23 protein-coding genes and 2 tRNA genes are annotated in these 26,825 nt (G+C 53.8%); 20 read left to right on the top strand and 5 right to left on the bottom strand.

Going from position 1 to position 26,825, the window contains the following annotated elements; all coding sequences use genetic code 11:
- Positions 1 to 13: 13 nt before the first annotated feature.
- Positions 14 to 1,189 (top strand): Obg family GTPase CgtA, encoded by a 1,176-nt coding sequence (cgtA, locus tag ACOT0L_RS15335; RefSeq protein WP_003861823.1) that lies wholly within the window; start codon positions 14 to 16, stop codon positions 1,187 to 1,189.
- 33 nt (positions 1,190 to 1,222) lie between these two features.
- Here the strand turns inward: cgtA and pmrB are convergent, their stop codons facing one another.
- From pmrB to dacB, 3 genes are read right to left on the bottom strand one after another with little or no spacing between them, the layout of a single operon-like run.
- Positions 1,223 to 2,266: a two-component system sensor histidine kinase PmrB gene (gene pmrB / locus ACOT0L_RS15330; protein ID WP_126503527.1), complete on the bottom strand. Its 1,044-nt coding sequence runs from the start codon at positions 2,264 to 2,266 to the stop codon at positions 1,223 to 1,225.
- Positions 2,263 to 2,925 (bottom strand): two-component system response regulator PmrA, encoded by a 663-nt coding sequence (gene pmrA, locus ACOT0L_RS15325; RefSeq protein ID WP_003861819.1) that lies wholly within the window; start codon positions 2,923 to 2,925, stop codon positions 2,263 to 2,265. Before pmrA ends, pmrB begins: the two co-directional genes overlap by 4 nt.
- Before the next feature lie 2 nt (positions 2,926 to 2,927).
- A complete protein-coding gene (gene dacB, locus ACOT0L_RS15320) occupies positions 2,928 to 4,361 on the bottom strand; it encodes a serine-type D-Ala-D-Ala carboxypeptidase (RefSeq protein WP_003861817.1) in 1,434 nt (477 codons plus the stop codon).
- A 228-nt stretch (positions 4,362 to 4,589) separates the two neighbouring features.
- Here dacB and greA point away from each other — a divergent pair, with 228 nt between their 5' ends.
- Positions 4,590 to 5,066 (top strand): transcription elongation factor GreA, encoded by a 477-nt coding sequence (gene greA / locus ACOT0L_RS15315; RefSeq protein WP_014171793.1) that lies wholly within the window; start codon positions 4,590 to 4,592, stop codon positions 5,064 to 5,066.
- 151 nt (positions 5,067 to 5,217) lie between these two features.
- Here greA and yhbY read toward each other — a convergent pair whose 3' ends face one another.
- On the bottom strand, positions 5,218 to 5,511 hold the full coding sequence (gene yhbY, locus ACOT0L_RS15310; RefSeq protein WP_003861814.1) for a ribosome assembly RNA-binding protein YhbY: 294 nt from the start codon (positions 5,509 to 5,511) through the stop codon (positions 5,218 to 5,220).
- A 127-nt stretch (positions 5,512 to 5,638) separates the two neighbouring features.
- Here yhbY and rlmE point away from each other — a divergent pair, with 127 nt between their 5' ends.
- The 6 genes from rlmE to ACOT0L_RS15280 all read left to right on the top strand — a co-directional run bounded on the left by rlmE (position 5,639) and on the right by ACOT0L_RS15280 (position 11,230).
- On the top strand, positions 5,639 to 6,265 hold the full coding sequence (rlmE, locus tag ACOT0L_RS15305; protein WP_003861812.1) for a 23S rRNA (uridine(2552)-2'-O)-methyltransferase RlmE: 627 nt from the start codon (positions 5,639 to 5,641) through the stop codon (positions 6,263 to 6,265).
- A 102-nt stretch (positions 6,266 to 6,367) separates the two neighbouring features.
- The gene (gene ftsH / locus ACOT0L_RS15300; RefSeq protein ID WP_003861810.1) at positions 6,368 to 8,302 is read left to right on the top strand and encodes an ATP-dependent zinc metalloprotease FtsH; all 1,935 of its coding nucleotides are present in this window, start codon (positions 6,368 to 6,370) and stop codon (positions 8,300 to 8,302) included.
- Positions 8,303 to 8,400: 98 nt separating this feature from the next.
- On the top strand, positions 8,401 to 9,249 hold the full coding sequence (gene folP / locus ACOT0L_RS15295) for a dihydropteroate synthase (RefSeq protein ID WP_022649520.1): 849 nt from the start codon (positions 8,401 to 8,403) through the stop codon (positions 9,247 to 9,249).
- Positions 9,242 to 10,579, top strand: coding sequence for a phosphoglucosamine mutase (gene glmM / locus ACOT0L_RS15290; protein WP_003861804.1), 1,338 nt, complete (start codon positions 9,242 to 9,244; stop codon positions 10,577 to 10,579). The genes folP and glmM overlap by 8 nt, the downstream gene beginning before the upstream one ends.
- A 222-nt stretch (positions 10,580 to 10,801) precedes the next feature.
- Positions 10,802 to 11,134, top strand: coding sequence for a preprotein translocase subunit SecG (gene secG, locus ACOT0L_RS15285; RefSeq protein WP_022649519.1), 333 nt, complete (start codon positions 10,802 to 10,804; stop codon positions 11,132 to 11,134).
- A 9-nt stretch (positions 11,135 to 11,143) separates the two neighbouring features.
- A tRNA-Leu gene (locus tag ACOT0L_RS15280) sits at positions 11,144 to 11,230 on the top strand.
- 187 nt (positions 11,231 to 11,417) lie between these two features.
- Here the strand turns inward: ACOT0L_RS15280 and argG are convergent.
- A complete protein-coding gene (gene argG, locus ACOT0L_RS15275; RefSeq protein ID WP_022649518.1) occupies positions 11,418 to 12,764 on the bottom strand; it encodes an argininosuccinate synthase in 1,347 nt (448 codons plus the stop codon).
- 287 nt (positions 12,765 to 13,051) lie between these two features.
- Between argG and ACOT0L_RS15270 the strand changes: the two genes are divergently transcribed.
- The 12 genes from ACOT0L_RS15270 to mtr all read left to right on the top strand — a co-directional run bounded on the left by ACOT0L_RS15270 (position 13,052) and on the right by mtr (position 26,755).
- Positions 13,052 to 13,128, top strand: a tRNA-Met gene (locus tag ACOT0L_RS15270).
- A 207-nt stretch (positions 13,129 to 13,335) separates the two neighbouring features.
- A complete protein-coding gene (gene rimP, locus ACOT0L_RS15265) occupies positions 13,336 to 13,788 on the top strand; it encodes a ribosome maturation factor RimP (protein ID WP_014833432.1) in 453 nt (150 codons plus the stop codon).
- Positions 13,789 to 13,816: 28 nt separating this feature from the next.
- Entirely contained in the window at positions 13,817 to 15,319 is a 1,503-nt protein-coding gene (gene nusA / locus ACOT0L_RS15260; RefSeq protein WP_003861798.1) for a transcription termination factor NusA, read from the top strand.
- Positions 15,320 to 15,343: 24 nt separating this feature from the next.
- Positions 15,344 to 18,031, top strand: coding sequence for a translation initiation factor IF-2 (gene infB, locus ACOT0L_RS15255; RefSeq protein ID WP_022649517.1), 2,688 nt, complete (start codon positions 15,344 to 15,346; stop codon positions 18,029 to 18,031).
- Positions 18,032 to 18,137: 106 nt separating this feature from the next.
- Positions 18,138 to 18,542: a 30S ribosome-binding factor RbfA gene (gene rbfA, locus ACOT0L_RS15250; protein ID WP_003861793.1), complete on the top strand. Its 405-nt coding sequence runs from the start codon at positions 18,138 to 18,140 to the stop codon at positions 18,540 to 18,542.
- Entirely contained in the window at positions 18,542 to 19,492 is a 951-nt protein-coding gene (gene truB / locus ACOT0L_RS15245; protein ID WP_023298718.1) for a tRNA pseudouridine(55) synthase TruB, read from the top strand. Before rbfA ends, truB begins: the two co-directional genes overlap by 1 nt.
- 154 nt (positions 19,493 to 19,646) lie before the next feature.
- Positions 19,647 to 19,916, top strand: a complete 270-nt coding sequence (rpsO, locus tag ACOT0L_RS15240) for a 30S ribosomal protein S15 (RefSeq protein WP_003861789.1) — start codon at positions 19,647 to 19,649, stop codon at positions 19,914 to 19,916.
- Between the two features lie 242 nt (positions 19,917 to 20,158).
- Positions 20,159 to 22,297: a polyribonucleotide nucleotidyltransferase gene (pnp, locus tag ACOT0L_RS15235; RefSeq protein ID WP_022649515.1), complete on the top strand. Its 2,139-nt coding sequence runs from the start codon at positions 20,159 to 20,161 to the stop codon at positions 22,295 to 22,297.
- 110 nt (positions 22,298 to 22,407) lie between these two features.
- Positions 22,408 to 23,292, top strand: coding sequence for a lipoprotein NlpI (gene nlpI, locus ACOT0L_RS15230; protein WP_003861782.1), 885 nt, complete (start codon positions 22,408 to 22,410; stop codon positions 23,290 to 23,292).
- A gap of 107 nt (positions 23,293 to 23,399) precedes the next feature.
- Positions 23,400 to 23,480, top strand: a complete 81-nt coding sequence (gene yrbN, locus ACOT0L_RS15225) for a protein YrbN (protein WP_097397692.1) — start codon at positions 23,400 to 23,402, stop codon at positions 23,478 to 23,480.
- Positions 23,473 to 25,368: a DEAD/DEAH family ATP-dependent RNA helicase gene (locus tag ACOT0L_RS15220; protein ID WP_022649514.1), complete on the top strand. Its 1,896-nt coding sequence runs from the start codon at positions 23,473 to 23,475 to the stop codon at positions 25,366 to 25,368. Before yrbN ends, ACOT0L_RS15220 begins: the two co-directional genes overlap by 8 nt.
- A 142-nt stretch (positions 25,369 to 25,510) precedes the next feature.
- A complete protein-coding gene (mtr, locus tag ACOT0L_RS15215; RefSeq protein ID WP_045622097.1) occupies positions 25,511 to 26,755 on the top strand; it encodes a tryptophan permease in 1,245 nt (414 codons plus the stop codon).
- Positions 26,756 to 26,825: the final 70 nt, after the last annotated feature.

Raw genomic sequence — 26,825 nt, 5'->3', positions numbered from 1 at the left:
TACGGAGAGTAAAATGAAGTTTGTTGATGAAGCGACGATTCTGGTCGTGGCAGGTGATGGCGGTAACGGTTGTGTAAGCTTCCGCCGTGAAAAATATATTCCTCGTGGCGGTCCTGACGGTGGGGACGGTGGGGACGGTGGCGACGTGTGGCTGGAGGCGGATGAAAACCTCAACACGCTGATCGACTACCGTTTCGAAAAATCTTTCCGCGCCGAACGTGGGCAGAATGGCCAGAGCCGCGACTGTACCGGTAAACGCGGTAAAGACGTGACGATCAAAGTGCCGGTAGGTACGCGTGTCATCGATCAGGGCACGGGCGAAACCATGGGTGATATGACCAAACACGGTCAGCGCCTGATGGTGGCGAAAGGCGGCTGGCACGGTCTGGGTAACAGCCGTTTCAAATCTTCCGTTAACCGTACCCCGCGTCAGAAAACCATGGGTACCCCGGGTGATAAGCGCGACCTGCAACTGGAACTGATGCTGCTGGCGGATGTGGGGATGCTGGGTATGCCAAACGCCGGTAAATCGACGTTTATCCGTGCGGTCTCTGCGGCGAAACCAAAAGTGGCGGATTATCCGTTTACGACGCTGGTACCGAGCCTGGGCGTTGTCCGTATGGATAACGAGAAGAGCTTCGTGGTCGCTGACATCCCGGGTCTGATTGAAGGGGCAGCAGAAGGCGCCGGTCTGGGGATTCGCTTCCTGAAGCACCTTGAGCGTTGTCGCGTACTGTTGCACCTCATCGACATCGATCCAATCGACGGTTCCGATCCGGTTGAAAACGCCCGTATCATTATCGGTGAGCTGGAGAAATACAGTGAAAAACTGGCGCAAAAACCGCGCTGGCTGGTATTTAACAAGATCGACCTGATGGACAAAGCGGAAGCTGAAGCGAAAGCTAAAGCGATTGCCGAAGCGATGGGTTGGGAAGATAAGTACTACCTGATCTCTGCCGCCAGCCAGGTTGGCGTGAAAGATCTCTGCTGGGATGTGATGACCTTTATCATCGAGAATCCGGTTGTTCAGGCAGAAGAGGCGAAACAGCCTGAAAAAGTCGAATTCATGTGGGATGACTACCACCGCCAGCAGCTCGAAGAGCTGGAAGCGGAAGAAGATGATGAAGACTGGGACGATGACTGGGATGAAGACGACGAAGAAGGCGTCGAGTTCATCTACAAGCACTAACCTCAGTATAAAGCCCCTTAACGGGGCTTTTTTTTATCCTATTTTCGCCGGTAACCAACAGCTGGCGATGAGGCCGCCCGCAGCGCCATTCTCCAGCGTTAAATGGCCATGATGGAGCTGTACGATACGCTGTACGATGCTCAGCCCAAGGCCGCTGCCGCCGTAGCGCTGGTCGAGACGTCGGAAAGGTTCGGTGATCGACTGGCGGTGTGCCTCATCAATACCCGGCCCCTGATCGGTAACGCTCACCCGGGTACCGCTCTCCGTCGCTGTTAATGCCACTTCAATGGTTGTGCCTGCCGGGCTGTAGCGGGCGGCATTCTCCAGAAGGTTCCTTAGCATCAGACGTAACAGGACGGCGTCCCCCTGTACCGTCAGCGGGCTGTGAGCAGGCCATATCACCGTATGCTCTCTGGCTTCATGCTCCAGGCTGAGCGGTGCAATGATCGTCTCAGTCCAGTTCACGGTATCGTAATGGCCGCTGGCCATCGCCTGTCCGGCACGCGCCAGCATCAGCAGCTGTTCCACCGTGTGCATCAACTGATCGATCCGGTTTATCAGTGGTGTGGCCTGCGGGGAACCGGACTGAGCCATCAGTTCCAGATGGAGCCTGATCCCCGCAAGCGGCGTACGTAACTCGTGTGCCGCATCGGCGGTAAACAGGCGTTCCTGTTGAATAGTGTGATCCAGCCGGGCGAGGAGTTGATTGAGCGATGTGGTCACAGCGCCTATCTCTTCCATATCAGAATACATCGGCAGGGGAGTCAGATTATCCGCCGAACGGTTCGCAAGGCTGACGCGAAGTTTGTTGAGTGGTCGGGTGATCCAGGTGACGGCCCAGAATGAGAAGAACAGGGTAAAACCGACCATCACCAGAGAAGGGACCAGCAGGGAGGCAATGGCTTCGCGGATCTCTTTTTCGACATGGTTGTTGCGCGCTTTCGCAGACAACGTTTCATTCACCAGAAAACCGATTTGCTCGCGGCTCTCATGCCACAGCCAGACTACGCTAACCAGTTGAAAAAATAGCAGTATAACCGCCAGCAACACCATTAATCGCCGGCGCATACTGTTCATTTCTGGCTCTCCAGACGGTAACCCACGCCACGTACGGTTTTGATGCGATCTTTACCGAGCTTGCGGCGCAGATTATGAATGTGAACTTCAAGCGTGTTTGATCCTGGATCGTCCTGCCAGGAGTAGATGTCCTGTTGCAGCGTTTCACGGTGCACGGTCTGCCCGCTGCGCATGATCAGACGCGTCAGCAGAGCGAACTCTTTTGGGGTCACTTCCACAGGCTGAGACTGGCGCAGCACCTGCTGAGTTTGCAGATTGAGGGTGATATCCCCGTCCGTCAGCAGGTTGTCGCTGTGGCCCTGATAGCGGCGGATTAACGCCCGTACGCGAGCCTGTAGCTCGGCAAGGGCGAAGGGTTTTACCAGATAATCGTCAGCGCCAGAATCCAGCCCGTTAATTCTGTCTTCAATGGCATCGCGGGCGGTAAGAATCAATACGGGATTCTCCACTCCGCGACGACGCCACTGGCAGAGCAGCGTCGCACCGTCTTTATCCGGCAGTCCCAAATCCAGAATCACAAGGCTGTATTCTCCGCTCTGGATCAAGGCATCTGCTTCAGCCGCCGTGGCGGCACAATCCAGGGCGTAGCCCTCATTCCCCAGTGCCAGCGCTAACCCTTCCTGTAATAACAGATCGTCTTCAACTATCAGTAGTTTCATCGCTAGTTATTCTGGTAGATGTCCTTATAGAGCCTGCTTTCGAAACGCACCAGTGGAATACGACGATTGCGCTGGTCAGCCGGTTCGACGGCATAGCCGGAAAGATACTGCACAAAGGCCATGCGTTGCCCGCTGGCTGTCGTGATAAAACCGGCAAGGTTGTAAACGCCTTGCAGGGAACCCGTTTTGGCTGACACTTTGCCATCCACGCCTGCAGCGTGAAGGCCCGCACGGTACTGAAGTGACCCATCGTGTCCGGCGAGCGGCAGCATTGTAATAAAGTTTAGCTCAGCGTCATGCTGAGCGATGTACTGCAACACCTGCATCATGGTGGCCGGTGAGATCAGGTTATGGCGCGATAAACCAGAACCGTCGACAGCGATCGTATTGCCCAGATCGATACCCGCCTGCTGGCGCAGGATCTGACGTACGGCATCAGAACCGGCCCGCCAGGTTCCTGGCACACCAAAGCGCGCGTGCCCGATCATACGGAACACCGTGTCGGCAATCATGTTATCCGACTTTTTCAGCATAATCTTAAGCAAATCATGCAGTGGCGCGGACTGTTTACTGGCAATCACCGTGCCTGGTTCATTCACCTGCGTCTGGCGCAGCAGCGTTCCGGTGTAGGTTATGCCCGCCTGCTTCAGTTCATCTTTAAAAATGGCACCGGCATAGCCTGCGCCATCCTGAATGGCAAAGGCCAGCGGGAGGGGATCGGCCCGCTGGGTCAGGCAGCCGGTGAGCGTATAGCGATTGAGATCGCCCGGTACCACGTCGAGCTCACAATACTGTGCCTCCGGGGAGCCTTTCGCCAGCGTCCGCACCTGGCTGAACATCGTGACCGGGTAGTAAGACGCCACGCGGATAAACGCTAAGTCATTGGGTTTTGGCGCGCTGTAAAGCGATACGGAGAAGCAGTTACGGTCAACGATGGCGGCGGCTGGCGGGGCGCTAAAGCACTGCGTCATGTCGTTCCATGGCCAGCCAGGCGCTTTATCGTGGCTGGCGAAAATGGAGGTGTCGATCAGCACGTTGCCATCAATTTTTGTTACGCCGGATTTTTTCAGTACCGCCACCATGTTGCGGACATCCTGGCGCTTAAAGGTGGGATCGCCACCAAAACGGGCGATAAGATCGCCTTTCAGTTCGCCACCCTCAACGTTACCTCTGGTTTCAAGGGTGGTAGTAAAACGGAAGTCAGGCCCGAGCTGGAGCAGGGCGGCGAGGGCAGTGATCACCTTCTGGGTACTGGCAGGCAGCGCCATCTGTTGACTGTGATAGTCAATCTCGGGAGCCTGCGCGCCAACCTTCTGCACCATCAGGGCAAGGTTCGCGCCGGCGGGCAGTTGATTAATGTACTCATCAACATTCGCGGCCTGAACGGTGAACGTTATACTGGTAGTCAATCCGATGATAAAACTGGAAAATCGCATAATCTCGCGCTAACAACCCGAAAACAAACCGTCATACTACGGTGCATGGCACTGTAAAGTAAACGATGACCCATAGTGAACTTCGCGGTAAAATGCGTATCAAATTGAAAAATTGCTGCTGACCTGGGGCGTTGCTCCCGGGTCGGTTTTCTTTTTGCTTCTGGCCTGTTCAGGTGGGCTGGAGCAGGGAACACTGCTCCCAACAGGAATGTTTAAGAGGTATAACAAATGCAAGCTATTCCGATGACCTTACGTGGTGCCGAAAAACTGCGCGAAGAGCTGGATTTTCTGAAATCCGTACGTCGCCCTGAAATCATCGCCGCTATCGCGGATGCGCGTGAGCATGGCGACCTGAAAGAGAATGCTGAATACCACGCGGCGCGTGAGCAGCAGGGTTTCTGCGAGGGGCGCATCAAAGATATCGAAGCGAAACTGTCCAACGCGCAGGTTATCGATATCACTAAAATGCCAAACAACGGTCGCGTGATCTTCGGCTCTACCGTCACCGTCCTGAATCTGGACAACGACGAAGAGCAAACCTATCGCATCGTGGGTGATGATGAAGCGGACTTCAAACAGAACCTGATTTCGGTGAACTCCCCGATTGCTCGCGGCCTGATTGGCAAAGAGCAGGATGATGTTGTGACTATCCGCACCCCGGGTGGCGAAGTGGAATACGAAATTATTAAGGTTGAATACCTGTAATTCGCTTCTCTTCTAAGATGTTGATACATTGTAAAGAAAAGAAAAAGGCCGCATAGCGGCCTTTTATCAACTCAAGGAGCATGGCATTTTGCTCGCCTGCTGAAAGAAATCCCTCGTTTCACACAGAAAATGTGTTTGATTCAGGATATCCTTAACGTGGCAGCGAGATTTTGCGCTCTTTAGATGGGCGATAGAGCACCAGCGTTTTACCGATGACCTGTACATTACAGGCGCCGGTTTCGCGCACGATGGCTTCCACGATCAGGTTTTTAGTGTCTCTGTCTTCAGAGGCGATTTTCACCTTGATCAGCTCGTGGTGTTCCAGCGCTTGTTCAATCTCGGCAAGCACCCCTTCGGTCAAACCATTGTTGCCAAGCATCACTACAGGCTTGAGCGGATGTGCCAGACCTTTAAGGTGCTGTTTTTGTTTAGTACTCAGATTCATCGTATATTTTTGCTTACGTTGGGATTGAAAACGGTTCATTCTACCGCCATCTCCCTAATATCGCCAAATAGCTGCGTAGAAATTTACGTCACAGGCAAGTAACGATGAACCAGGACGGAAATGTTAAATGACAGGTAAAAAGCGTTCTGCCAGCTCCAGCCGCTGGCTTCAGGAACACTTTAGCGATAAATATGTTCAACAGGCGCAGAAAAAGGGGTTACGTTCCCGCGCCTGGTTTAAACTTGATGAAATACAGCAAAGTGACAAACTTTTTAAACCGGGAATGACGGTGGTCGACCTCGGTGCGGCACCTGGCGGATGGTCTCAGTATGCGGTTACGCAGATTGGCGGAACGGGCCGAATCATCGCATGCGATCTTTTACCAATGGATCCCATCGTCGGTGTCGACTTCCTTCAGGGCGACTTTCGTGATGAATTAGTGCTTAAAGCATTACTTGATCGTGTAGGTGACAGTAAGGTCCAGGTTGTCATGTCGGATATGGCACCAAATATGTGTGGAACACCGGCGGTGGATATCCCCCGCGCCATGTATCTGGTGGAACTAGCGTTAGAAATGTGTCGTGATGTACTAGCGCCTGGTGGTAGTTTTGTTGTGAAGGTGTTTCAGGGCGAAGGTTTCGAGGAGTATCTTAAGGAAATTCGCTCCCTGTTTGCGAAGGTCAAAGTTCGTAAGCCGGACTCTTCCCGGGCCCGTTCCCGTGAAGTGTATATTGTAGCGACCGGGCGAAAATGATAACCGGTAGATTTCAGGCGAAAGTTTGAATGAAACTGGATATAGAGTATCCTGACGCTGTTTTTAACACAGTTGTAATATGAGGTTAATCCCTTGAGTGACATGGCGAAAAACCTAATACTCTGGCTGGTCATTGCCGTTGTGCTGATGTCAGTTTTCCAGAGCTTTGGGCCCAGCGAGTCGAATGGCCGCAAGGTGGATTATTCTACCTTCCTGCAAGAGGTCAATCAGGACCAGGTTCGCGAAGCGCGTATCAACGGACGTGAGATCAACGTTACCAAGAAAGATAGTAACCGTTACACGACTTACATCCCGGTGAACGATCCTAAGCTGCTTGATAACCTTCTGACCAAAAACGTCAAAGTGGTAGGCGAGCCGCCGGAAGAACCAAGCCTGTTGGCTTCTATCTTCATTTCCTGGTTCCCGATGCTGCTTCTTATCGGTGTCTGGATCTTCTTTATGCGCCAGATGCAGGGCGGTGGTGGCAAAGGTGCCATGTCGTTCGGTAAGAGCAAGGCGCGTATGCTGACGGAAGACCAGATCAAGACCACCTTTGCTGACGTAGCAGGTTGTGACGAAGCAAAAGAAGAGGTGGGTGAACTGGTTGAATACCTGCGCGAGCCGAGCCGTTTCCAGAAACTGGGCGGTAAGATCCCGAAAGGCGTCCTGATGGTCGGCCCTCCGGGTACCGGTAAAACCCTGCTGGCAAAAGCCATCGCGGGTGAAGCGAAGGTGCCGTTCTTTACTATTTCAGGTTCTGACTTCGTTGAAATGTTCGTCGGTGTCGGTGCATCTCGTGTGCGTGACATGTTCGAGCAGGCTAAGAAGGCAGCACCGTGCATCATCTTCATCGATGAAATCGACGCCGTTGGCCGCCAGCGTGGCGCAGGCCTGGGCGGTGGTCACGATGAACGTGAGCAGACCCTGAACCAGATGCTGGTTGAAATGGACGGCTTTGAAGGTAACGAAGGTATCATCGTTATCGCGGCAACTAACCGTCCAGACGTACTCGACCCTGCGCTGCTGCGTCCAGGCCGTTTCGACCGTCAGGTTGTGGTCGGTCTGCCGGATGTTCGTGGTCGTGAACAGATCCTGAAAGTGCATATGCGTCGCGTACCGCTGGCGCCAGATATCGACGCGGCAATCATCGCGCGTGGTACTCCAGGCTTCTCCGGTGCGGATCTGGCTAACCTGGTCAACGAGGCAGCACTGTTTGCCGCTCGCGGTAACAAGCGTGTAGTGTCCATGGTGGAATTTGAGAAAGCGAAAGACAAAATCATGATGGGTGCGGAACGTCGCTCCATGGTGATGACGGAAGCGCAGAAAGAGTCCACGGCATATCACGAAGCGGGCCACGCGATTATCGGTCGTCTGGTGCCGGAACACGATCCGGTACACAAGGTGACGATCATTCCACGCGGTCGTGCGTTGGGTGTGACCTTCTTCCTGCCTGAAGGCGACGCGATCAGCGCCAGCCGTCAGAAGCTGGAAAGTCAGATTTCAACCCTGTACGGCGGTCGTCTGGCAGAAGAGATCATCTACGGTGCGGAACATGTTTCCACCGGTGCGTCGAACGATATTAAAGTGGCGACAAACCTGGCACGTAACATGGTGACCCAGTGGGGCTTCTCCGACAAACTCGGTCCGCTGCTCTATGCAGAAGAAGAGGGCGAAGTATTCCTGGGCCGCTCCGTGGCAAAAGCGAAACATATGTCCGATGAAACGGCTCGTATCATCGACCAGGAAGTGAAAGCGCTGATTGAGCGTAACTACGCTCGCGCCCGTCAGATCCTGAATGACAATATGGACATCCTGCATTCGATGAAAGATGCGCTCATGAAATATGAGACCATCGATGCGCCGCAGATTGACGACCTGATGGCTCGCCGCGAAGTGCGTCCGCCAGCAGGCTGGGAAGACCCAGGCGCGTCTAACAATTCTGACAACAATGGCACCCCGCGTGCACCGCGTCCGGTCGATGAACCGCGTACGCCAAACCCGGGCAACACCATGTCAGAGCAGTTGGGCGACAAGTAAGTCACTGCTGTTGAAGCGTTTGTCTGTACATCAAACCCTGGAGCGTGCTCCGGGGTTTTTCTTTTTTATATAACCATGCAAATAACAGGGATTTAGCCATGAAACTCTTCGCCCAGGACTCGCATCTCGACCTTTCACATCCGCATGTGATGGGGATCCTGAATGTCACGCCTGATTCCTTCTCTGACGGCGGCACGCATAACTCGCTTATCGACGCGGTTAAACACGCGAATTTAATGATCAACGCGGGTGCCACCATCATTGACGTTGGAGGGGAGTCAACGCGGCCTGGCGCGGCGGAGGTTTCGGTGGAAGAAGAGCTGGCGCGCGTGGTGCCGGTGGTGGAGGCTATCGCCCGGCGCTTTGAAGTGTGGATCTCCGTTGATACCTCCAAACCCGAAGTGATCCGTGAAGTGGCGAGAGTGGGCGCTCACATTATCAATGATATCCGCTCGCTGACCGAGCCGGGCGCAATTGAAGCCGCCGCTGAAACCGGGCTACCGGTGTGTCTGATGCATATGCAGGGCCAGCCTAAGACAATGCAGGAGGCGCCAAAATATGAAGATGTGTTTGCCGACGTCACCCGCTTCTTTATTGAGCATATCGAACGCTGTGAACGTGCGGGTATCGCAAAAGAGAAATTGCTGCTCGACCCGGGCTTCGGTTTCGGTAAAAATCTCTCACACAATTACGCGTTGCTTGCGCGCTTATCAGAGTTTCATCAGTTCGGCCTGCCACTGCTGGTGGGAATGTCGAGAAAATCGATGATTGGTCAGTTGTTGAATGTCGGGCCGAACGAACGTCTGAGCGGCAGTCTGGCCTGCGCGGTGATTGCCGCGATGCAAGGTGCACACATCATTCGCGTCCATGACGTAAAAGAAACAGTAGAAGCCATGCGTGTGGTGGAAGCCACACTGGCAGCGAAGGAAAACAAACGCTATGAGTAATCGTAAATATTTTGGTACCGATGGCATCCGTGGGCGCGTAGGCGATGCGCCAATTACCCCTGACTTTGTCCTGAAGCTGGGTTGGGCGGCGGGTAAGGTACTGGCGCGTCATGGCTCCCGTAAGATCATTATTGGTAAAGATACCCGTATTTCGGGTTATATGCTGGAGTCCGCGCTGGAAGCCGGGCTGGCGGCGGCGGGGCTTTCAGCTTCCTTTACGGGGCCAATGCCGACCCCTGCTGTTGCCTATCTGACTCGTACCTTCCGTGCGGAAGCGGGCATCGTGATTTCAGCTTCTCATAATCCGTTCTATGACAACGGTATCAAATTCTTCTCCATCGACGGCACTAAACTGCCGGATGACGTGGAAGAGGCGATTGAAGCGGAAATGGAGAAAGAGATCACCTGTGTCGACTCCGCTGAGCTGGGTAAAGCCAACCGTATTGTCGATGCCGCAGGCCGCTACATTGAATTCTGCAAAGGCACGTTCCCGAATGAACTGAGCCTGGCACACCTCAAAATTGTGGTGGACTGTGCAAACGGTGCGACCTATCACATTGCGCCGAATGTTTTCCGCGAGCTGGGCGCGAAAGTGATCACCATCGGCTGCGAGCCGGACGGTCTGAACATCAATGAAGAAGTCGGCGCGACAGACGTGCGTGCCTTGCAGGCGCGTGTACTGGCTGAAAAAGCCGATCTGGGTATTGCCCTGGATGGCGATGGCGACCGTGTGATCATGGTTGACCACGAAGGTAACAAGGTCGACGGGGATCAGATCCTCTACATCATTGCGCGTGAAGGCCTGCGTCAGGGGCAACTGCGCGGTGGCGCGGTGGGCACGCTGATGAGCAATATGGGTCTGGAGCTGGCGCTGAAACAGCTGGGCATCCCGTTTGTTCGCGCGAAAGTGGGTGACCGCTACGTGCTGGAAAAACTTCAGGAAAAAGGCTGGCGCATTGGCGCGGAAAACTCCGGCCACGTGATCCTGCTCGATAAAACCACCACCGGTGACGGCATTGTGGCGGCGCTTCAGGTTGTTGCCGCGATGGCGCGTAACCATATGAGCCTGCACGATCTGTGCAGCGGCATGAAAATGTTCCCGCAGATCCTGGTGAACGTGCGTTTCACCGCTGGTAAAGGCGACCCGCTGGAAAATGATAACGTGAAAGCGGTGATGGCAGAGGTGGAAGCGACGCTTGGCAGCCGTGGACGCGTCCTGCTGCGTAAGTCGGGTACCGAGCCGCTGATCCGCGTGATGGTGGAAGGTGAAGACGAAGCGCAGGTAACTGAATTTGCGCACCGCATTGCGGATGCAGTGAAAGCTGCATAATCTTTCAGAATAAGTGTTTAAAAAGGCGGCGTTTGCCGCCTTTGTTTTAAGCAATTAATGGCTTTTTGCTGTTTTTTTCCGCAGTTGATACAATGCCTCGAAAATGCCCTTGCGAAGGTGATTCGCTTTGGTTAGTATTCACACCCGCTTCAGTGGGAAACAAAATCCTGCTAATTGGTCGAAGCATTGGTATGCGGCAAATCCGCAAGGAACAGGTTGATTATGTACGAAGCTCTTTTAGTTATTTTCCTTATTGTAGCCATCGCTCTCGTAGCGCTGATTATGCTGCAGCAAGGTAAAGGCGCTGATATGGGAGCCTCCTTCGGAGCAGGCGCTTCCGGTACGCTGTTCGGTTCAAGTGGTTCTGCGAACTTCATGACCCGTACGACGGCGATTCTGGCTACGCTGTTCTTCATCATCAGTCTGGTGTTGGGCAATATCAATAGCAACAAGACCAGTAAAGGAAGCGAGTGGGAAAACCTGAGCGCGCCAGCAAAAAGTGAGCAAACTCAGCCAGCTGCACCGGCTAAGCCAACCAGCGATATCCCGCAGTAAGTATTCAGTACCGAGGTGGTGGAATTGGTAGACACGCTACCTTGAGGTGGTAGTGCCCTAACGGGCTTGTGGGTTCGAGTCCCATCCTCGGTACCAATATTCCAGAAGAAAGACGTCGCAAGACGTCTTTTTTTTCGTCTGTACATTCTGTGTTTCCGATCTATTGTAGGGCGGGTAAGCGCAGCGCCGCCCGCCGTTTTGCCCGGTGGCGCTGCGCTTACCGGGCCTACGAAGACCACAAAAAAGGCGCCCATTGGGCGCCTTTTACATGTCTTGCTGTCGATTACTTCTTATCGCTGTGTTCCAGGTTCTCAACCTGCGGCAGACCATTACCGGAATTCGCGGAGAGCAGGCCATTCTCAACATAGTTGAACAGCTTCTCACGGGTATCGGTGATGTCCAGGTTACGCATGGTCAGTTGACCGATACGGTCATCCGGAGAGAATACTGACTCACCTTTCTCCATGGTCAGACGCTCTGCTTTATAGGTCAGGTTGTCAGACACGGTATTGAGGATGGAGTAATCATTGCCGCGACGCAGTTCCAGCGTCACTTCGCCGGTGATTGCGCTCGCCACCCAACGTTGCAGGGCGTCACGCAGCATCAGCGCCTGTGGATCAAACCAGCGACCCTGATACAGCAGTTTGCCCAGCTGACGGCCATGAGCGTGATACTGCTCAATGGTGTCTTCGTTGTGAATACCGGTCAGCAGACGCTCGTAAGCGATGTGCAGCAGCGCCATCCCCGGAGCTTCGTAAATGCCACGGCTTTTCGCTTCGATGATACGGTTTTCGATCTGATCGCTCATACCCAGACCGTGACGACCGCCGATGCGGTTTGCTTCCAGCATCAGTTCAACATCGTCTGAGAAGGTTTTACCGTTCAGGGCAACCGGATGACCGCGTTCGAAACGCACGGTCACTTCTTCCGCCGGGATCTTCACGTTCTCATCCCAGAATTTTACGCCCATGATCGGGTTAACAATTTTTACGCTAGAGTTCAGGAATTCCAGGTCTTTCGCTTCGTGCGTCGCACCCAGCATGTTGGAGTCGGTTGAGTAGGCTTTCTCAACGGACATCTTATAGTCAAAGCCGCAGGCAATCATAAACTCAGACATTTCATGACGGCCACCCAGTTCGTCGATGAAGTCGGTATCCAGCCACGGTTTGTAGATCTGCAACTCGGCGTTGGTCAGCAGACCGTAACGATAGAAACGTTCAATATCGTTGCCTTTATAGGTACTGCCATCACCCCAGATGTTCACGCCATCTTCTTTCATGGCGGCGACCAGCATGGTGCCGGTGACAGCACGACCCAGCGGAGTGGTATTAAAATAGGTCAGGCCGCCGGTAGTGTTATGAAAAGCACCGCACTGGATAGCGGCAATGCCTTCAGCGACCAGTTGCTTACGGCAGTCAATCAGACGTGCGTTCTCTGCGCCATACTCCATGGCACGACGAGGGATCGCGTCATAATCTTCCTCGTCCGGCTGACCCAGGTTCGCAGTATATGCATACGGAACCGCTCCCTTCTGGCGCATCCACAGCAGTGCAGCGCTGGTATCCAGGCCGCCTGAGAAAGCGATGCCAATACGTTGTCCTACCGGAAGATGCTTGAGAATCGTCGTCATAGAATAAAACCCTGCTTGATTGACTGTTTAGAGACCGCTTTCGCTCTCTTGTGCATTTTTATGCAAAATAAGTGAGTATTCATTTAATCATCTTTTGTCGAAGACCGGAAGAGACTCGTGCGTTTTTTGTAAAAAATTTGGTCTGTTCTGTCTGGCAGAAGCTGGGTTGACAGGTGGGGTCAACTATCAATATACTAAACGCCGATTTTACGTCCCGTCTTCGGTACCAAATCCCAGCATTATTTGCAAATTCTGTCCAAAACGCGTAGAATTTGCCACGTTTCAGGCGCGGGGTGGAGCAGCCTGGTAGCTCGTCGGGCTCATAACCCGAAGGTCGTCGGTTCAAATCCGGCCCCCGCAACCACTTTCCTATAAAGTTCTTTTTCAAATATACTGTGAAGACTTAGAGCCTTCGTAGCTGGATTTGAAAAAATTCTTTCGGAAAGTGCTCCAGGCCACAGTTGTGGCTATAGGGTTCAGTTATCTAAAGCCCCGATTTATCGGGGTTTTTTGTTATCTGACTACAGAATAACTGGGCTTTACGCCCTTTTTTTATGTCTTGGGGGTGGGCTTGTCCACATTAGAGCAAAAATTAACAGAGATGATTACTGCACCGGTCGAAGCACTGGGCTACGAACTGGTCGGCATCGAATTCGTTCGCGGCCGCACATCGACGCTGCGCATCTATATTGATAGTGAAGATGGCATCAATGTTGATGATTGTGCTGATGTCAGCCACCAGGTGAGTGCGGTTCTTGATGTTGAAGATCCGATTACCGTTGCGTACAACCTGGAAGTTTCCTCACCTGGCCTCGATCGTCCGATGTTCACGGCCGAGCACTATGTGCGCTTTACCGGTGAAGAAGTGGCTCTCGTTCTGCGTATGGCCGTACAGAACCGCCGTAAATGGCAGGGAATTATCAAAGCCGTTGATGGTGAAATGATCACGGTGACAGTCGAAGGCAAAGATGAAGTGTTCGCGCTGAGTAATATCCAGAAGGCGAACCTGGTTCCCCACTTTTAACAGTCTGGATTGAGGTGAAAAGCCCGCGATGAACAAAGAAATTTTGGCTGTTGTTGAAGCCGTCTCCAACGAGAAATCACTGCCGCGTGAGAAGATTTTCGAAGCGCTGGAAAGTGCACTGGCTACAGCAACCAAGAAAAAATACGAACAAGAGATCGATGTTCGCGTAGAAATCGATCGTAAAAGCGGTGACTTCGATACATTCCGTCGTTGGGTAATCGTTGAAGAAGTGACCCAACCGACCAAAGAGATCACACTGGAAGCGGCACGTTTTGAAGACGAAAGTCTGAACGTGGGTGACTACGTTGAAGATCAGATTGAATCTGTCACCTTCGACCGTATCACCACCCAGACCGCGAAGCAGGTTATCGTGCAGAAAGTTCGCGAAGCCGAGCGCGCGCTGGTTGTCGATCAGTTCCGCGATCAGGAAGGCGAAATCATCACTGGCGTGGTGAAGAAAGTGAACCGCGATAACATCTCTCTGGAGATCAAATCCGAAGGGCTGCCGGGTAACGCTGAAGCCGTTATCCTGCGTGAAGACATGCTGCCGCGTGAAAACTTCCGCCCAGGCGACCGTATTCGTGGTGTGCTGTATGCCGTACGTCCTGAAGCACGTGGTGCACAGCTGTTCGTGACGCGTTCTAAACCAGAAATGCTGGTTGAACTGTTCCGTATCGAAGTGCCGGAAATCGGCGAAGAAGTTATCGAAATCAAAGCGGCGGCCCGCGATCCGGGCTCCCGTGCGAAAATTGCGGTGAAAACCAACGACAAGCGTATCGACCCGGTCGGTGCTTGCGTCGGTATGCGTGGCGCACGTGTTCAGGCGGTTTCTACCGAACTGGGCGGCGAGCGTATTGATATCGTTCTGTGGGACGACAATCCGGCGCAGTTCGTGATCAACGCAATGGCACCGGCTGATGTGGCGTCTATCGTTGTTGACGAAGACAAACACACCATGGATATCGCTGTAGAAGCGGGCAACCTGGCGCAGGCGATTGGCCGTAACGGTCAGAACGTACGTCTGGCGTCACAGCTGAGCGGCTGGGAACTCAACGTGATGACCGTTGATGACCTTCAGGCCAAGCATCAGGCTGAAGCCCACGCGGCGATCGATACCTTCACCAAATACCTGGACATTGACGAAGACTTCGCCACTGTGCTGGTTGAAGAAGGTTTCTCTACGCTGGAAGAACTGGCCTACGTGCCAATGAAAGAGCTGCTGGAAATTGACGGTCTGGATGAACCAACCGTTGAAGCCCTGCGTGAACGCGCTAAAAACGCACTGACCACCCTGGCGCTGGCTCAGGAAGAAAGCCTTGGCGATAAGAAGCCGGCTGATGACCTGCTGAATCTGGAAGGTCTTGATCGTGCGATTGCGTTCAAGCTGGCTGCCCGTGGTGTTTGTACGCTGGAAGATCTCGCTGAGCAAGGCGTTGATGACCTGGCTGATATCGAAGGTTTAACCGACGAGAAAGCCGGCGAACTCATCATGGCCGCACGTAATATTTGCTGGTTCGGCGACGAAGCGTAATAAACTGTAGCAGGAAGGAACAGCATGACTGATGTAACTGTAAAATCGCTGGCTGCTGAGATTCAGACCTCCGTGGACCGCCTGGTACAGCAATTTGCTGATGCAGGGATCCCGAAGGCCGCTGATGACTCGGTGACCGCGCAAGAAAAACAAACCTTGTTAGCGCACCTGAACCGTGAACACGGCTCTACGCCTGACAAGTTAACGCTGCAGCGCAAAACGCGTAGCACGTTGAACATCCCTGGTACCGGTGGCAAAAGCAAATCGGTACAAATTGAAGTCCGCAAGACGCGCACCTTTGTAAAACGTGATCCGCAAGAGGCAGAACGCCTTGCTGCGGAAGAGCAGGCACAGCGTGAAGCGGAAGAACAAGCTCAGCGTGAGGCAGAAGCCACTGCCAAACGCGAAGCAGAATTAAAAGCTGAACGTGAGGCCGCAGAAAAAGCGAAACGCGACGCCGGTGAAAAAGCGAAGCGTGACGCTGCGGAAAAAGACAAAGTGAGCAATCAACAGACCGACGAAATGACCAAAACTGCCCAGGCTGAAAAAGCCCGCCGTGAAAATGAAGCTGCCGAGCTGAAGCGTAAAGCGGAAGAAGAAGCCCGCCGCAAGCTTGAAGAAGAAGCTCGCCGCGTCGCCGAAGAAGCGCGTCGCATGGCAGAAGAAAACGAGAAGAACGGTGTGAATACCGCTGAACCAACTGAAGACAACAGCGATTATCACGTAACCACTTCTCAGCATGCGCGCCAGGCAGAAGACGATAACGACCGTGAAGTTGAAGGTGGTCGTGGCCGTACTCGCAGTACAAAAGCGGCGCGTCCTGCGAAAAAAGGTAACAAGCACGCTGAATCTAAAGCTGACCGTGAAGAAGCACGTGCAGCGGTTCGCGGTGGTAAAGGCGGTAAGCGTAAAGGTTCCGCTCTGCAGCAGGGCTTCCAGAAGCCAGCTCAGGCCGTTAACCGTGATGTTGTGATCGGCGAAACCATCACCGTTGGCGAACTGGCTAACAAGATGGCGGTGAAAGGCTCTCAGGTCATCAAAGCGATGATGAAGCTGGGCGCAATGGCCACCATCAACCAGGTCATCGACCAGGAAACCGCACAGCTGGTTGCCGAGGAGATGGGCCACAAAGTTATCCTGCGTCGTGAAAACGAGCTGGAAGAAGCAGTAATGAGCGACCGTGATACGGGCGCAGCGGCTGAACCGCGCGCACCGGTTGTGACCATCATGGGTCACGTTGACCACGGTAAAACCTCTCTGCTTGACTACATTCGTTCTACTAAGGTTGCCTCCGGCGAAGCGGGTGGTATTACCCAGCACATCGGTGCTTACCACGTAGAAACCGAAAACGGCATGATCACCTTCCTGGATACCCCAGGCCACGCAGCGTTTACCTCAATGCGTGCTCGTGGTGCTCAGGCAACGGATATCGTTGTTCTGGTTGTTGCTGCCGATGATGGCGTGATGCCACAGACCATTGAAGCTATCCAGCACGCGAAAGCGGCGCAGGTGCCTTTGGTTGTTGCAGTCAACAAAATCGATAAGCCAGAAGCCGATATGGATCGCGTTAAGAACGAACTGTCACAGTACGGCGTTATGCCGGAAGAGTGGGGCGGTGAAGCGCAGTTCATCCCTGTATCTGCAAAAGCAGGTACCGGTATCGACGACCTGCTGAACGCTATCCTGCTTCAGGCTGAAGTTCTGGAGCTGAAAGCGGTTCGTAAAGGTATGGCGAGCGGTGCGGTAATCGAATCCTTCCTGGATAAAGGTCGTGGTCCGGTTGCAACCGTTCTGGTTCGCGAAGGTACTCTGCACAAGGGCGACATCGTTCTGTGTGGTTTCGAATACGGTCGCGTTCGTGCGATGCGTAACGAACTGGGTCAGGAAGTGCTGGAAGCGGGTCCGTCCATCCCAGTGGAAATCCTCGGCCTGTCCGGTGTTCCGGCTGCCGGTGACGAAGTAACCGTGGTACGTGACGAGAAGAAAGCACGTGAAGTGGCGCTGTATCGTCAGGGTAAATTCCGTGAGGTGAAACTGGCTCGCCAGCAGAAATCTAAACTCGAGAACATGTTCGCCAACATGACTGAAGGCGAAGTTCACGAAGTGAACATCGTTCTGAAAGCGGACGTACAGGGTTCTGTGGAAGCGATCTCCGACTCCTTGCTGAAACTGTCTACCGACGAAGTGAAAGTGAAGATCATCGGTTCTGGCGTAGGTGGTATCACCGAAACTGACGCAACCCTGGCAGCCGCGTCCAACGCTATCCTGGTTGGCTTCAACGTTCGTGCTGACGCATCTGCGCGTAAAGTTATCGATGCTGAAAGCCTGGATCTGCGTTACTACTCCGTCATCTATAACCTGATTGACGAAGTGAAAGCAGCGATGAGCGGCATGCTGTCTCCTGAGCTGAAACAGCAGATCATCGGTCTGGCTGAAGTACGTGACGTGTTCAAATCACCGAAATTCGGTGCGATCGCGGGCTGTATGGTTACCGAAGGGACCATTAAGCGTCACAACCCAATCCGCGTACTGCGCGACAACGTGGTTATCTACGAAGGTGAGCTGGAATCCCTGCGCCGCTTCAAAGATGACGTTAACGAAGTTCGTAACGGCATGGAATGTGGTATCGGTGTTAAGAACTACAACGACGTTCGCGTTGGCGATATGATCGAAGTGTTCGAGATCATCGAAATTCAGCGTACCATCGCGTAATCTTCGTCAACTGAAGATTAATTAGCGTAGGCCGGGTAAGCGAAGCGCCACCCGGCAGTAATTTTAAAAAGGGGCTTAAGCCCCTTTTTTGTCTGGAGAATTTATTATGGCGAAAGAATTTGGTCGCCCACAGCGCGTCGCGCAGGAGATGCAGAAAGAGATCGCTCTCATTCTGCAACGTGAAATCAAAGATCCACGCGTGGGGATGATGACCACCGTGTCTGGCGTGGAAATGTCCCGCGACCTGGCGTACGCCAAAGTGTTTGTGACATTCCTGAATGACCAGGATGAAGACGCCGTGAAGAACGGCATTAAAGCGCTGCAGGAAGCCTCTGGTTTCATCCGCTCTCTGCTTGGCAAAGCGATGCGTCTGCGTATTGTGCCGGAGCTGACCTTCTTCTACGACAACTCGCTGGTTGAGGGTATGCGTATGTCCAACCTGGTGACCAGCGTGGTGAAACATGACGATGAGCGTCGTGTTAACCCGGCGGACGACAGCAAGGAGGACTGATGAGTCGTCCTCGTCGTCGCGGTCGTGACGTGCATGGCGTGCTGTTGCTGGATAAACCACAGGGCGCATCCAGCAACGACGTGCTGCAAAAAGTAAAGCGTATTTATAACGCCAATCGCGCGGGGCACACCGGCGCGCTGGATCCGCTGGCAACCGGGATGCTCCCGATCTGCCTGGGTGAAGCGACAAAGTTTTCCCAGTATCTGCTGGATTCCGATAAGCGCTACCGCGTGATTGCCAAACTGGGCCAGCGCACGGACACTTCCGATGCGGATGGTCAGGTCGTTGAAGAGCGTCCGGTAACCTTCAGCGCAGAGCAACTTGATGCGGCGCTGGAGAGCTTCCGGGGCGACACAATGCAGGTGCCGTCGATGTATTCGGCGTTGAAATATCAGGGCAAGAAGCTTTACGAATATGCGCGTCAGGGCATTGACGTTCCGCGTGAAGCCCGTCCGATTACCGTGTATGAGCTGTTGTTCATTCGCCACGAAGGTGATGAGCTGGAGCTGGAAGTGCACTGCTCGAAAGGGACCTACATCCGCACCATCATTGACGACCTCGGTGAAAAGCTGGGCTGCGGCGCGCATGTGATTTATCTGCGTCGTCTGGCGGTCAGCAAGTATCCGGTCGAACGTATGGTAACGCTTGAGCATCTGCACGCCCTGGCTGAACAGGCGCAAGCGCAGGGAATTGCGCCGGCAGATCTGCTGGATCCGCTGCTGATGCCAATGGACAGTCCGGCAGCAGATTTCCCGGTTGTTAATCTTCCTTTAACATCGTCCGTTTATTTTAAGAACGGAAACCCGGTCCGCACAACGGGGGCGCCGCTTGAGGGCCTGGTCCGTGTGACGGAAGGGGAGGAAGGCAAGTTTATCGGGATGGGCGAAATGGACGGTGAAGGGCGCGTTGCCCCGCGTCGTCTGGTCGTCGAATACCCGGTCGAAGCGTGACGGTGATAACGCCTCACCTTGCGATAAGCAGGGGAGACGAGTAGAATATCGCCGCTTAACGCCTGGTAAATTGTTTAACAATCTGCGGGGCGTACATGGGATAGCTGAATTAGAGATCGGCATCCTTACATTCTTTATACTTTGGAGTTTGAAAATGTCTCTAAGCGTTGAAGCTAAAGCTAAAATCGTTTCTGAGTTTGGTCGTGGTACTAACGACAGCGGTTCTACCGAAGTTCAGGTTGCACTGCTGACTGCACAGATTAACCACCTGCAGGGTCACTTTGCAGAGCACAAAAAAGATCACCACAGCCGTCGTGGTCTGCTGCGTATGGTTTCTCAGCGTCGTAAACTGCTCGACTACCTGAAGCGTAAAGATGTTGCACGCTACACCGCGCTGATCGAGCGTCTGGGTCTGCGTCGCTAATTCTTGCGAGTTTCAGAAAAGGGGGCCTGATGGCCCCTTTTTTCAACCAGACGGCAGCAATTCAGGGGAAACTATTGTATTGTTGCTATAAATGATCTTCATTGCAGAGGTTCGCGCGGCTAATGAGAGGCTTCACCCATGGGGGTGTCGGTTGTCATTAGTCGCGAGGATGCGAAGAAGGTCGGGTTAAATCGTCAGCACACCTGAGGTGTGCTTTCAAACATTTAAGAAAGGACAGAATTTTGCTGAATCCGATCGTTCGTAAATTCCAGTATGGTCAGCATACCGTCACGCTGGAAACCGGCATGATGGCTCGTCAGGCTACTGCTGCCGTAATGGTAAGCATGGATGACACTGCTGTATTCGTTACCGTAGTTGGCCAGAAAAAAGCTAAACCAGGTCAGGACTTCTTCCCACTGACCGTGAACTACCAGGAGCGTACCTACGCTGCCGGTAAAATCCCGGGTGGCTTCTTCCGTCGTGAAGGCCGTCCAAGCGAAGGCGAAACCCTGATCGCGCGTCTGATTGACCGCCCGGTTCGTCCGCTGTTCCCGGAAGGTTTCGTCAATGAAGTGCAGGTTATCGCAACCGTTGTTTCCGTTAACCCACAGGTTAACCCGGACATCGTAGCGATGATCGGTGCGTCTGCTGCCCTGTCACTGTCTGGTATCCCATTCAATGGCCCAATCGGTGCCGCGCGCGTCGGTTACATCAACGACCAGTACGTGCTGAACCCAACTCAGGAAGAGCTGAAAGAGAGTAAGCTGGACCTGGTTGTTGCCGGTACTGAAGCAGCGGTTCTGATGGTTGAATCTGAAGCAGAACTGCTGAGTGAAGACCAGATGCTGGGCGCAGTGGTCTTCGGCCACGACCAGCAGCAGATTGTTATCCAGAACATCAACGACCTGGTGAAAGAAGCCGGTAAACCACGTTGGGACTGGCAGCCAGAAGCGGTAAACGACGCGCTGAACGCACGCGTAGCTGCACTGGCAGAATCTCGTCTGAGCGATGCATATCGCATTACAGACAAACAGGAGCGTTATGCTCAGGTTGACGTGATCAAAGATGAAACCATCGCAACCCTGATCGCGGAAGACGAAACGCTGGACGCTAACGAGCTGAGCGAAATCCTGCACGCTATCGAGAAAAACGTTGTTCGTAGTCGCGTACTGGCAGGCGAGCCGCGTATTGATGGCCGTGAAAAGGACATGATCCGTGGTCTGGATGTGCGTACTGGCGTGCTGCCACGTACTCACGGTTCCGCGCTGTTCACCCGTGGTGAAACCCAGGCGCTGGTTACCGCTACCCTGGGTACTGCACGTGACGCACAGAACATCGATGAACTGATGGGCGAGCGCACTGACAGCTTCCTGTTCCACTACAACTTCCCTCCGTACTCTGTGGGCGAGACCGGTATGGTTGGCTCACCGAAGCGTCGTGAAATTGGTCACGGTCGTCTGGCGAAGCGCGGCGTGCTAGCAGTAATGCCAGAAGCAGACAAATTCCCGTACACCGTACGTGTCGTGTCTGAAATCACTGAATCCAACGGTTCTTCTTCCATGGCTTCCGTGTGTGGTGCCTCTCTGGCGCTGATGGATGCAGGCGTGCCGATCAAAGCCGCCGTTGCGGGTATCGCAATGGGTCTGGTGAAAGAAGGCGACAACTTCGTTGTTCTGTCTGACATTCTGGGTGACGAAGATCACCTGGGTGATATGGACTTCAAAGTGGCGGGTTCCCGCGACGGTATCTCTGCCCTGCAGATGGATATCAAAATTGAAGGTATCACCAAAGAGATCATGCAGGTTGCTCTGAACCAGGCTAAAGGTGCGCGTCTGCACATTCTGGGCGTGATGGAACAGGCTATCAACGCACCACGCGGTGATATCTCTGAATTCGCTCCGCGTATTCACACCATCAAGATCAATCCAGACAAGATCAAAGATGTTATCGGTAAGGGCGGTTCTGTTATCCGTGCACTGACCGAAGAAACGGGCACCACCATCGAAATCGAAGATGACGGTACTGTAAAAATCGCAGCAACCGACGGTGAGAAAGCGAAATATGCTATCCGCCGTATCGAAGAGATTACAGCAGAAATCGAAGTGGGCCGTATCTACAATGGTAAAGTGACCCGTATCGTTGACTTTGGCGCATTCGTTGCCATCGGTGGCGGTAAAGAAGGTCTGGTACATATCTCTCAGATCGCTGACAAGCGCGTTGAGAAAGTGACCGATTACCTGCAAATGGGTCAGGAAGTACCGGTGAAAGTTCTGGAAGTTGACCGCCAGGGCCGTATCCGTCTGAGCATTAAAGAAGCAACCGAGCAGTCTCAGCCTGCTGCGGCGCCGGAAGCTCCGGCTGCCGAACAGCAAGGCGAGTAAGGTTGCCATTTGCCCTCCGCGCAGGCGGAGGGCTTATTATCAGGCAGGACGCCTTGTTAAGCCGCCGGGGGACAGGACGTTCATCCAATAGTTGTCTTCGGGAGTGGGAAATGAAGCCTTTTTTGCGCTGGTGTTTCGTTGCGACAGCTTTAACGCTGGCAGGATGCAGCAACTCTGCCTGGCGTAAGAGCGAAGTCCTCGCAGTGCCATTGCAACCGACTTTGCAGCAGGAAGTGATTCTGGCACGCATGGAACAAATACTTGCCAGTCGGGCTTTAACCGATGACGAACGCGCACAGCTTTTATATGAGCGCGGAGTGTTGTATGATAGTCTCGGTCTGAGGGCATTAGCGCGAAATGATTTTTCACAAGCGCTGGCAATTCGACCTGATATGCCTGAAGTATTCAATTACTTAGGCATTTATTTAACGCAGGCAGGCAATTTTGATGCTGCCTATGAAGCGTTTGATTCTGTACTTGAGCTTGATCCAACTTACAACTACGCGCACTTGAATCGCGGTATCGCATTGTATTACGGCGGTCGTGATAAGTTAGCGCAAGATGATCTGCTGGCGTTTTATCAAGACGATCCTAATGATCCTTTCCGCAGCCTGTGGCTTTACATCGTTGAGCAGAAGCTCGATGAGAAGCAGGCCAAAGAAGCACTGAAACAGCGCTTCGAGAAATCGGACAAGGAACAGTGGGGATGGAACATTGTCGAGTTCTACCTGGGCAACATTAGCGAAGCAACGCTGATGGAACGCCTCAAGGCGGACGCAACGGATAACACCTCGCTCGCTGAGCATCTCAGTGAAACCAACTTCTATTTAGGTAAGTACTACCTAAGTCTGGGGGATATGGACAGCGCTACGGCACTGTTCAAATTAGCGGTTGCTAACAACGTACATAACTTCGTTGAGCACCGTTATGCATTGTTGGAATTATCGCTCTTGGGCCAGGAGCAAGACGACCTGGCAGAATCGGACCAGCAATAGCTGACGACATAAACATCAGCCCGTAATCTTTTGATTGCCATCACCTTCACTGGTGAGGGCGTTGTTGTTCGTCAATACACCTAATTTGAGCCGGTTCACACTTTTCAATGAAAATTGCTAATCATTTTCACGATGAGCTAAGTAGACTGGCCGCCATTAATATCGAGGCACTTGTACTACATGGCTGAATTCGAAACCACTTTTGCAGATCTGGGCCTGAAGGCTCCTATCCTTGAAGCCCTTAACGATCTGGGTTACGAAAAACCATCTCCGATCCAGGCTGAGTGTATCCCACACCTGCTTTCTGGTCGTGACGTGCTGGGCATGGCCCAGACCGGTAGCGGTAAAACCGCAGCATTCTCGCTGCCGCTGCTGAACAACATTGATCCGGACCTGCGTGCACCGCAGATCCTCGTCCTGGCTCCAACCCGTGAACTGGCTGTTCAGGTTGCTGAAGCAATGACGGAATTCTCTAAACATATGCGCGGCGTAAACGTGGTAGCCCTGTACGGCGGCCAGCGTTATGACGTGCAGTTACGCGCCCTGCGCCAGGGCCCACAGATTGTTGTCGGTACGCCGGGCCGTCTGCTGGATCACCTGAAGCGCGGTACCCTGGACCTCTCTAAGCTGAGCGGCCTGGTACTGGATGAAGCAGATGAAATGCTGCGTATGGGCTTCATCGAAGACGTTGAAACCATCATGGCGCAGATCCCGGAAGGTCATCAGACCGCTCTGTTCTCTGCAACCATGCCAGAAGCGATCCGTCGCATTACCCGCCGCTTCATGAAAGAGCCGCAGGAAGTGCGTATTCAGTCTAGCGTGACCACTCGCCCGGACATCAGCCAGAGCTACTGGTCTGTATACGGCATGCGCAAAAACGAAGCGCTGGTCCGTTTCCTGGAAGCGGAAGATTTTGATGCGGCGATTATCTTCGTACGTACCAAAAACGCGACCCTGGAAGTGGCTGAAGCGCTGGAGCGTAGCGGCTACAATAGCGCAGCGCTGAACGGCGACATGAACCAGGCGCTGCGTGAGCAGACTCTGGAGCGTCTGAAAGACGGTCGTCTGGATATCCTGATTGCAACCGACGTGGCAGCACGTGGTCTGGACGTTGAGCGTATCAGCCTGGTTGTAAACTACGATATCCCAATGGACTCCGAGTCTTACGTTCACCGTATCGGCCGTACCGGTCGTGCGGGTCGTGCGGGCCGTGCGCTGCTGTTCGTTGAGAACCGCGAGCGTCGTCTGCTGCGTAACATTGAACGCACCATGAAGCTGACCATTCCAGAAGCCGAACTGCCAAACGCAGAACTGCTGGGCAAACGCCGTCTGGAAAAATTCGCCGCGAAAGTACAGCAGCAGCTGGAAAGCAGCGATCTGGATCAGTACCGTGCGCTGCTGTCCCAGATCCAGCCTGTCGCTGAAGGCGAAGAGCTGGATATGGAAACTCTGGCCGCAGCACTTCTGAAAATGGCGCAGGGCGAACGTAGCCTGATCGTGCCACCTGATGCACCGATGCGTCCTAAGCGTGAGTTCCGTGACCGTGACGATCGTTTCGAACGTCGTGGCGACCGTAACGACCGTGGTCCACGCGGTGACCGTCCAGAGCGTGGTGGTGAAGACCGTCCACGTCGCGAGCGTCGTGACGCTGGCGAAATGGAACTGTATCGCATTGAAGTGGGCCGTGATGATGGTGTTGAAGTTCGTCACATCGTTGGCGCGATCGCTAATGAAGGCGACATCAGCAGCCGTTACATCGGTAACATCAAGCTGTTCGGTTCACACTCAACGATCGAGCTGCCAAAAGGCATGCCGGGCGAAGTACTGCAGCACTTTACTCGCACCCGCATTCTGAACAAGCCAATGAACATGCAACTGATGGGTGATGCACAGCCTCGCTCTGACCGCGGTGGCGAACGCCGTGGCGGTGGTCGCAGCTTCGGTGGCGAGCGTCGTGAAGGCGGTCGTAGCGAAGGTCGCACTGGCGAACCTCGTCGTTTCTCCGGCGAGCGCCGTGAAAATCGTGGCCCACGCCGCGAAGAAGGCACCAGCCGTCGTCGTTTCGGTGACGCGTAAGCCTTTTCGCTTTTGACGTAAAGTAAAATATACAGCCCCGATAGTTGTTATCGGGGCTTTTTTTATTCCTTTTGTACTCTTGTACTGGTACAGTGCATCACATTAAAATGCACACCACATTTTTGACTGGAGATAAGGCCGCATGGCAACACTAACCACCACCCAAACGTCACCTTCGCTGCTTGGCGGCGTGGTGATCATCGGCGGAACCATTATTGGTGCCGGGATGTTCTCCCTGCCAGTGGTTATGTCCGGTGCGTGGTTCTTCTGGTCGCTGGCGGCGCTGGTTTTCACCTGGTTCTGCATGCTCCATTCCGGGCTGATGATCCTTGAAGCAAACCTGAATTACCGCATTGGCTCCAGCTTCGACACCATCACCCGAGATCTGCTGGGCAAAGGCTGGAACATGGTGAACGGGGTGTCCATCGCGTTTGTACTCTATATCCTGACCTACGCGTACATTTCAGCGAGCGGATCGATTCTGCATCACACCTTCTCCGAGATGTCGCTGAACGTTCCGGCGCGTCTGGCGGGTCTCTGCTTCGCGCTGGGCGTGGCGTTTATCGTCTGGATGAGCACCAAAGCGGTCAGCCGCATGACGGCGATCGTGTTGGGCGCCAAGGTCATCACCTTCTTCCTGACCTTCGGCAGCCTGCTGGGGCACGTCACGCCGGCCACGCTGTTTAACGTTGCGGAAGTGAACACCTCCTACACGCCATACCTGCTTATGACGTTGCCATTCTGTCTGGCGTCGTTCGGCTACCACGGCAACGTACCGAGCCTGATGAAGTACTACGGCAAGGATCCGCGCACCATCGTGAAATGCCTGATTTACGGCACGCTGCTGGCGCTGGGGCTGTATGTGATCTGGCTGCTGGGGACGATGGGTAACATCCCGCGTCCGGAATTTATCGGCATTGCGCAGAAGGGCGGTAACATTGATGTGCTGGTACAGGCGCTGAGTGGCGTGCTGAACAGCCGCAGTCTGGATCTGCTTCTGGTGGTCTTCTCTAACTTTGCGGTGGCGAGCTCATTTCTCGGCGTGACGCTGGGCCTGTTTGACTACCTGGCAGATCTGTTTGGTTTTGATGACTCTGCGATGGGGCGCTTCAAAACGGCGCTGTTAACCTTCCTGCCACCGATTGTGGGCGGCCTGCTGTGGCCGAACGGTTTCCTGTACGCCATCGGCTATGCAGGACTGGCGGCTACCATCTGGGCGGCGATTGTACCGGCGCTGCTGGCGCGTAAATCACGTAAGCGCTTCGGCAGCCCGAAATTCCGCGTCTGGGGCGGAAAACCGATGATTGCGCTGATCCTGGTATTTGGTATCGGCAACGCGGTGGTGCACATGCTGTCGAGTTTTAATCTGTTGCCTGTGTATCAGTAAACAGAAAGCCCGGTGGCGCTACGGTATGAACCGGAAACATGGGTAACACTTTAGACCGGATACATGGGTA

The organism is Enterobacter cloacae complex sp. XAL002, assembly GCF_049236805.1.
GTDB lineage: Bacteria > Pseudomonadota > Gammaproteobacteria > Enterobacterales > Enterobacteriaceae > Enterobacter > Enterobacter intestinihominis.
This window is presented reverse-complemented; position numbering and strand designations above follow the sequence as displayed.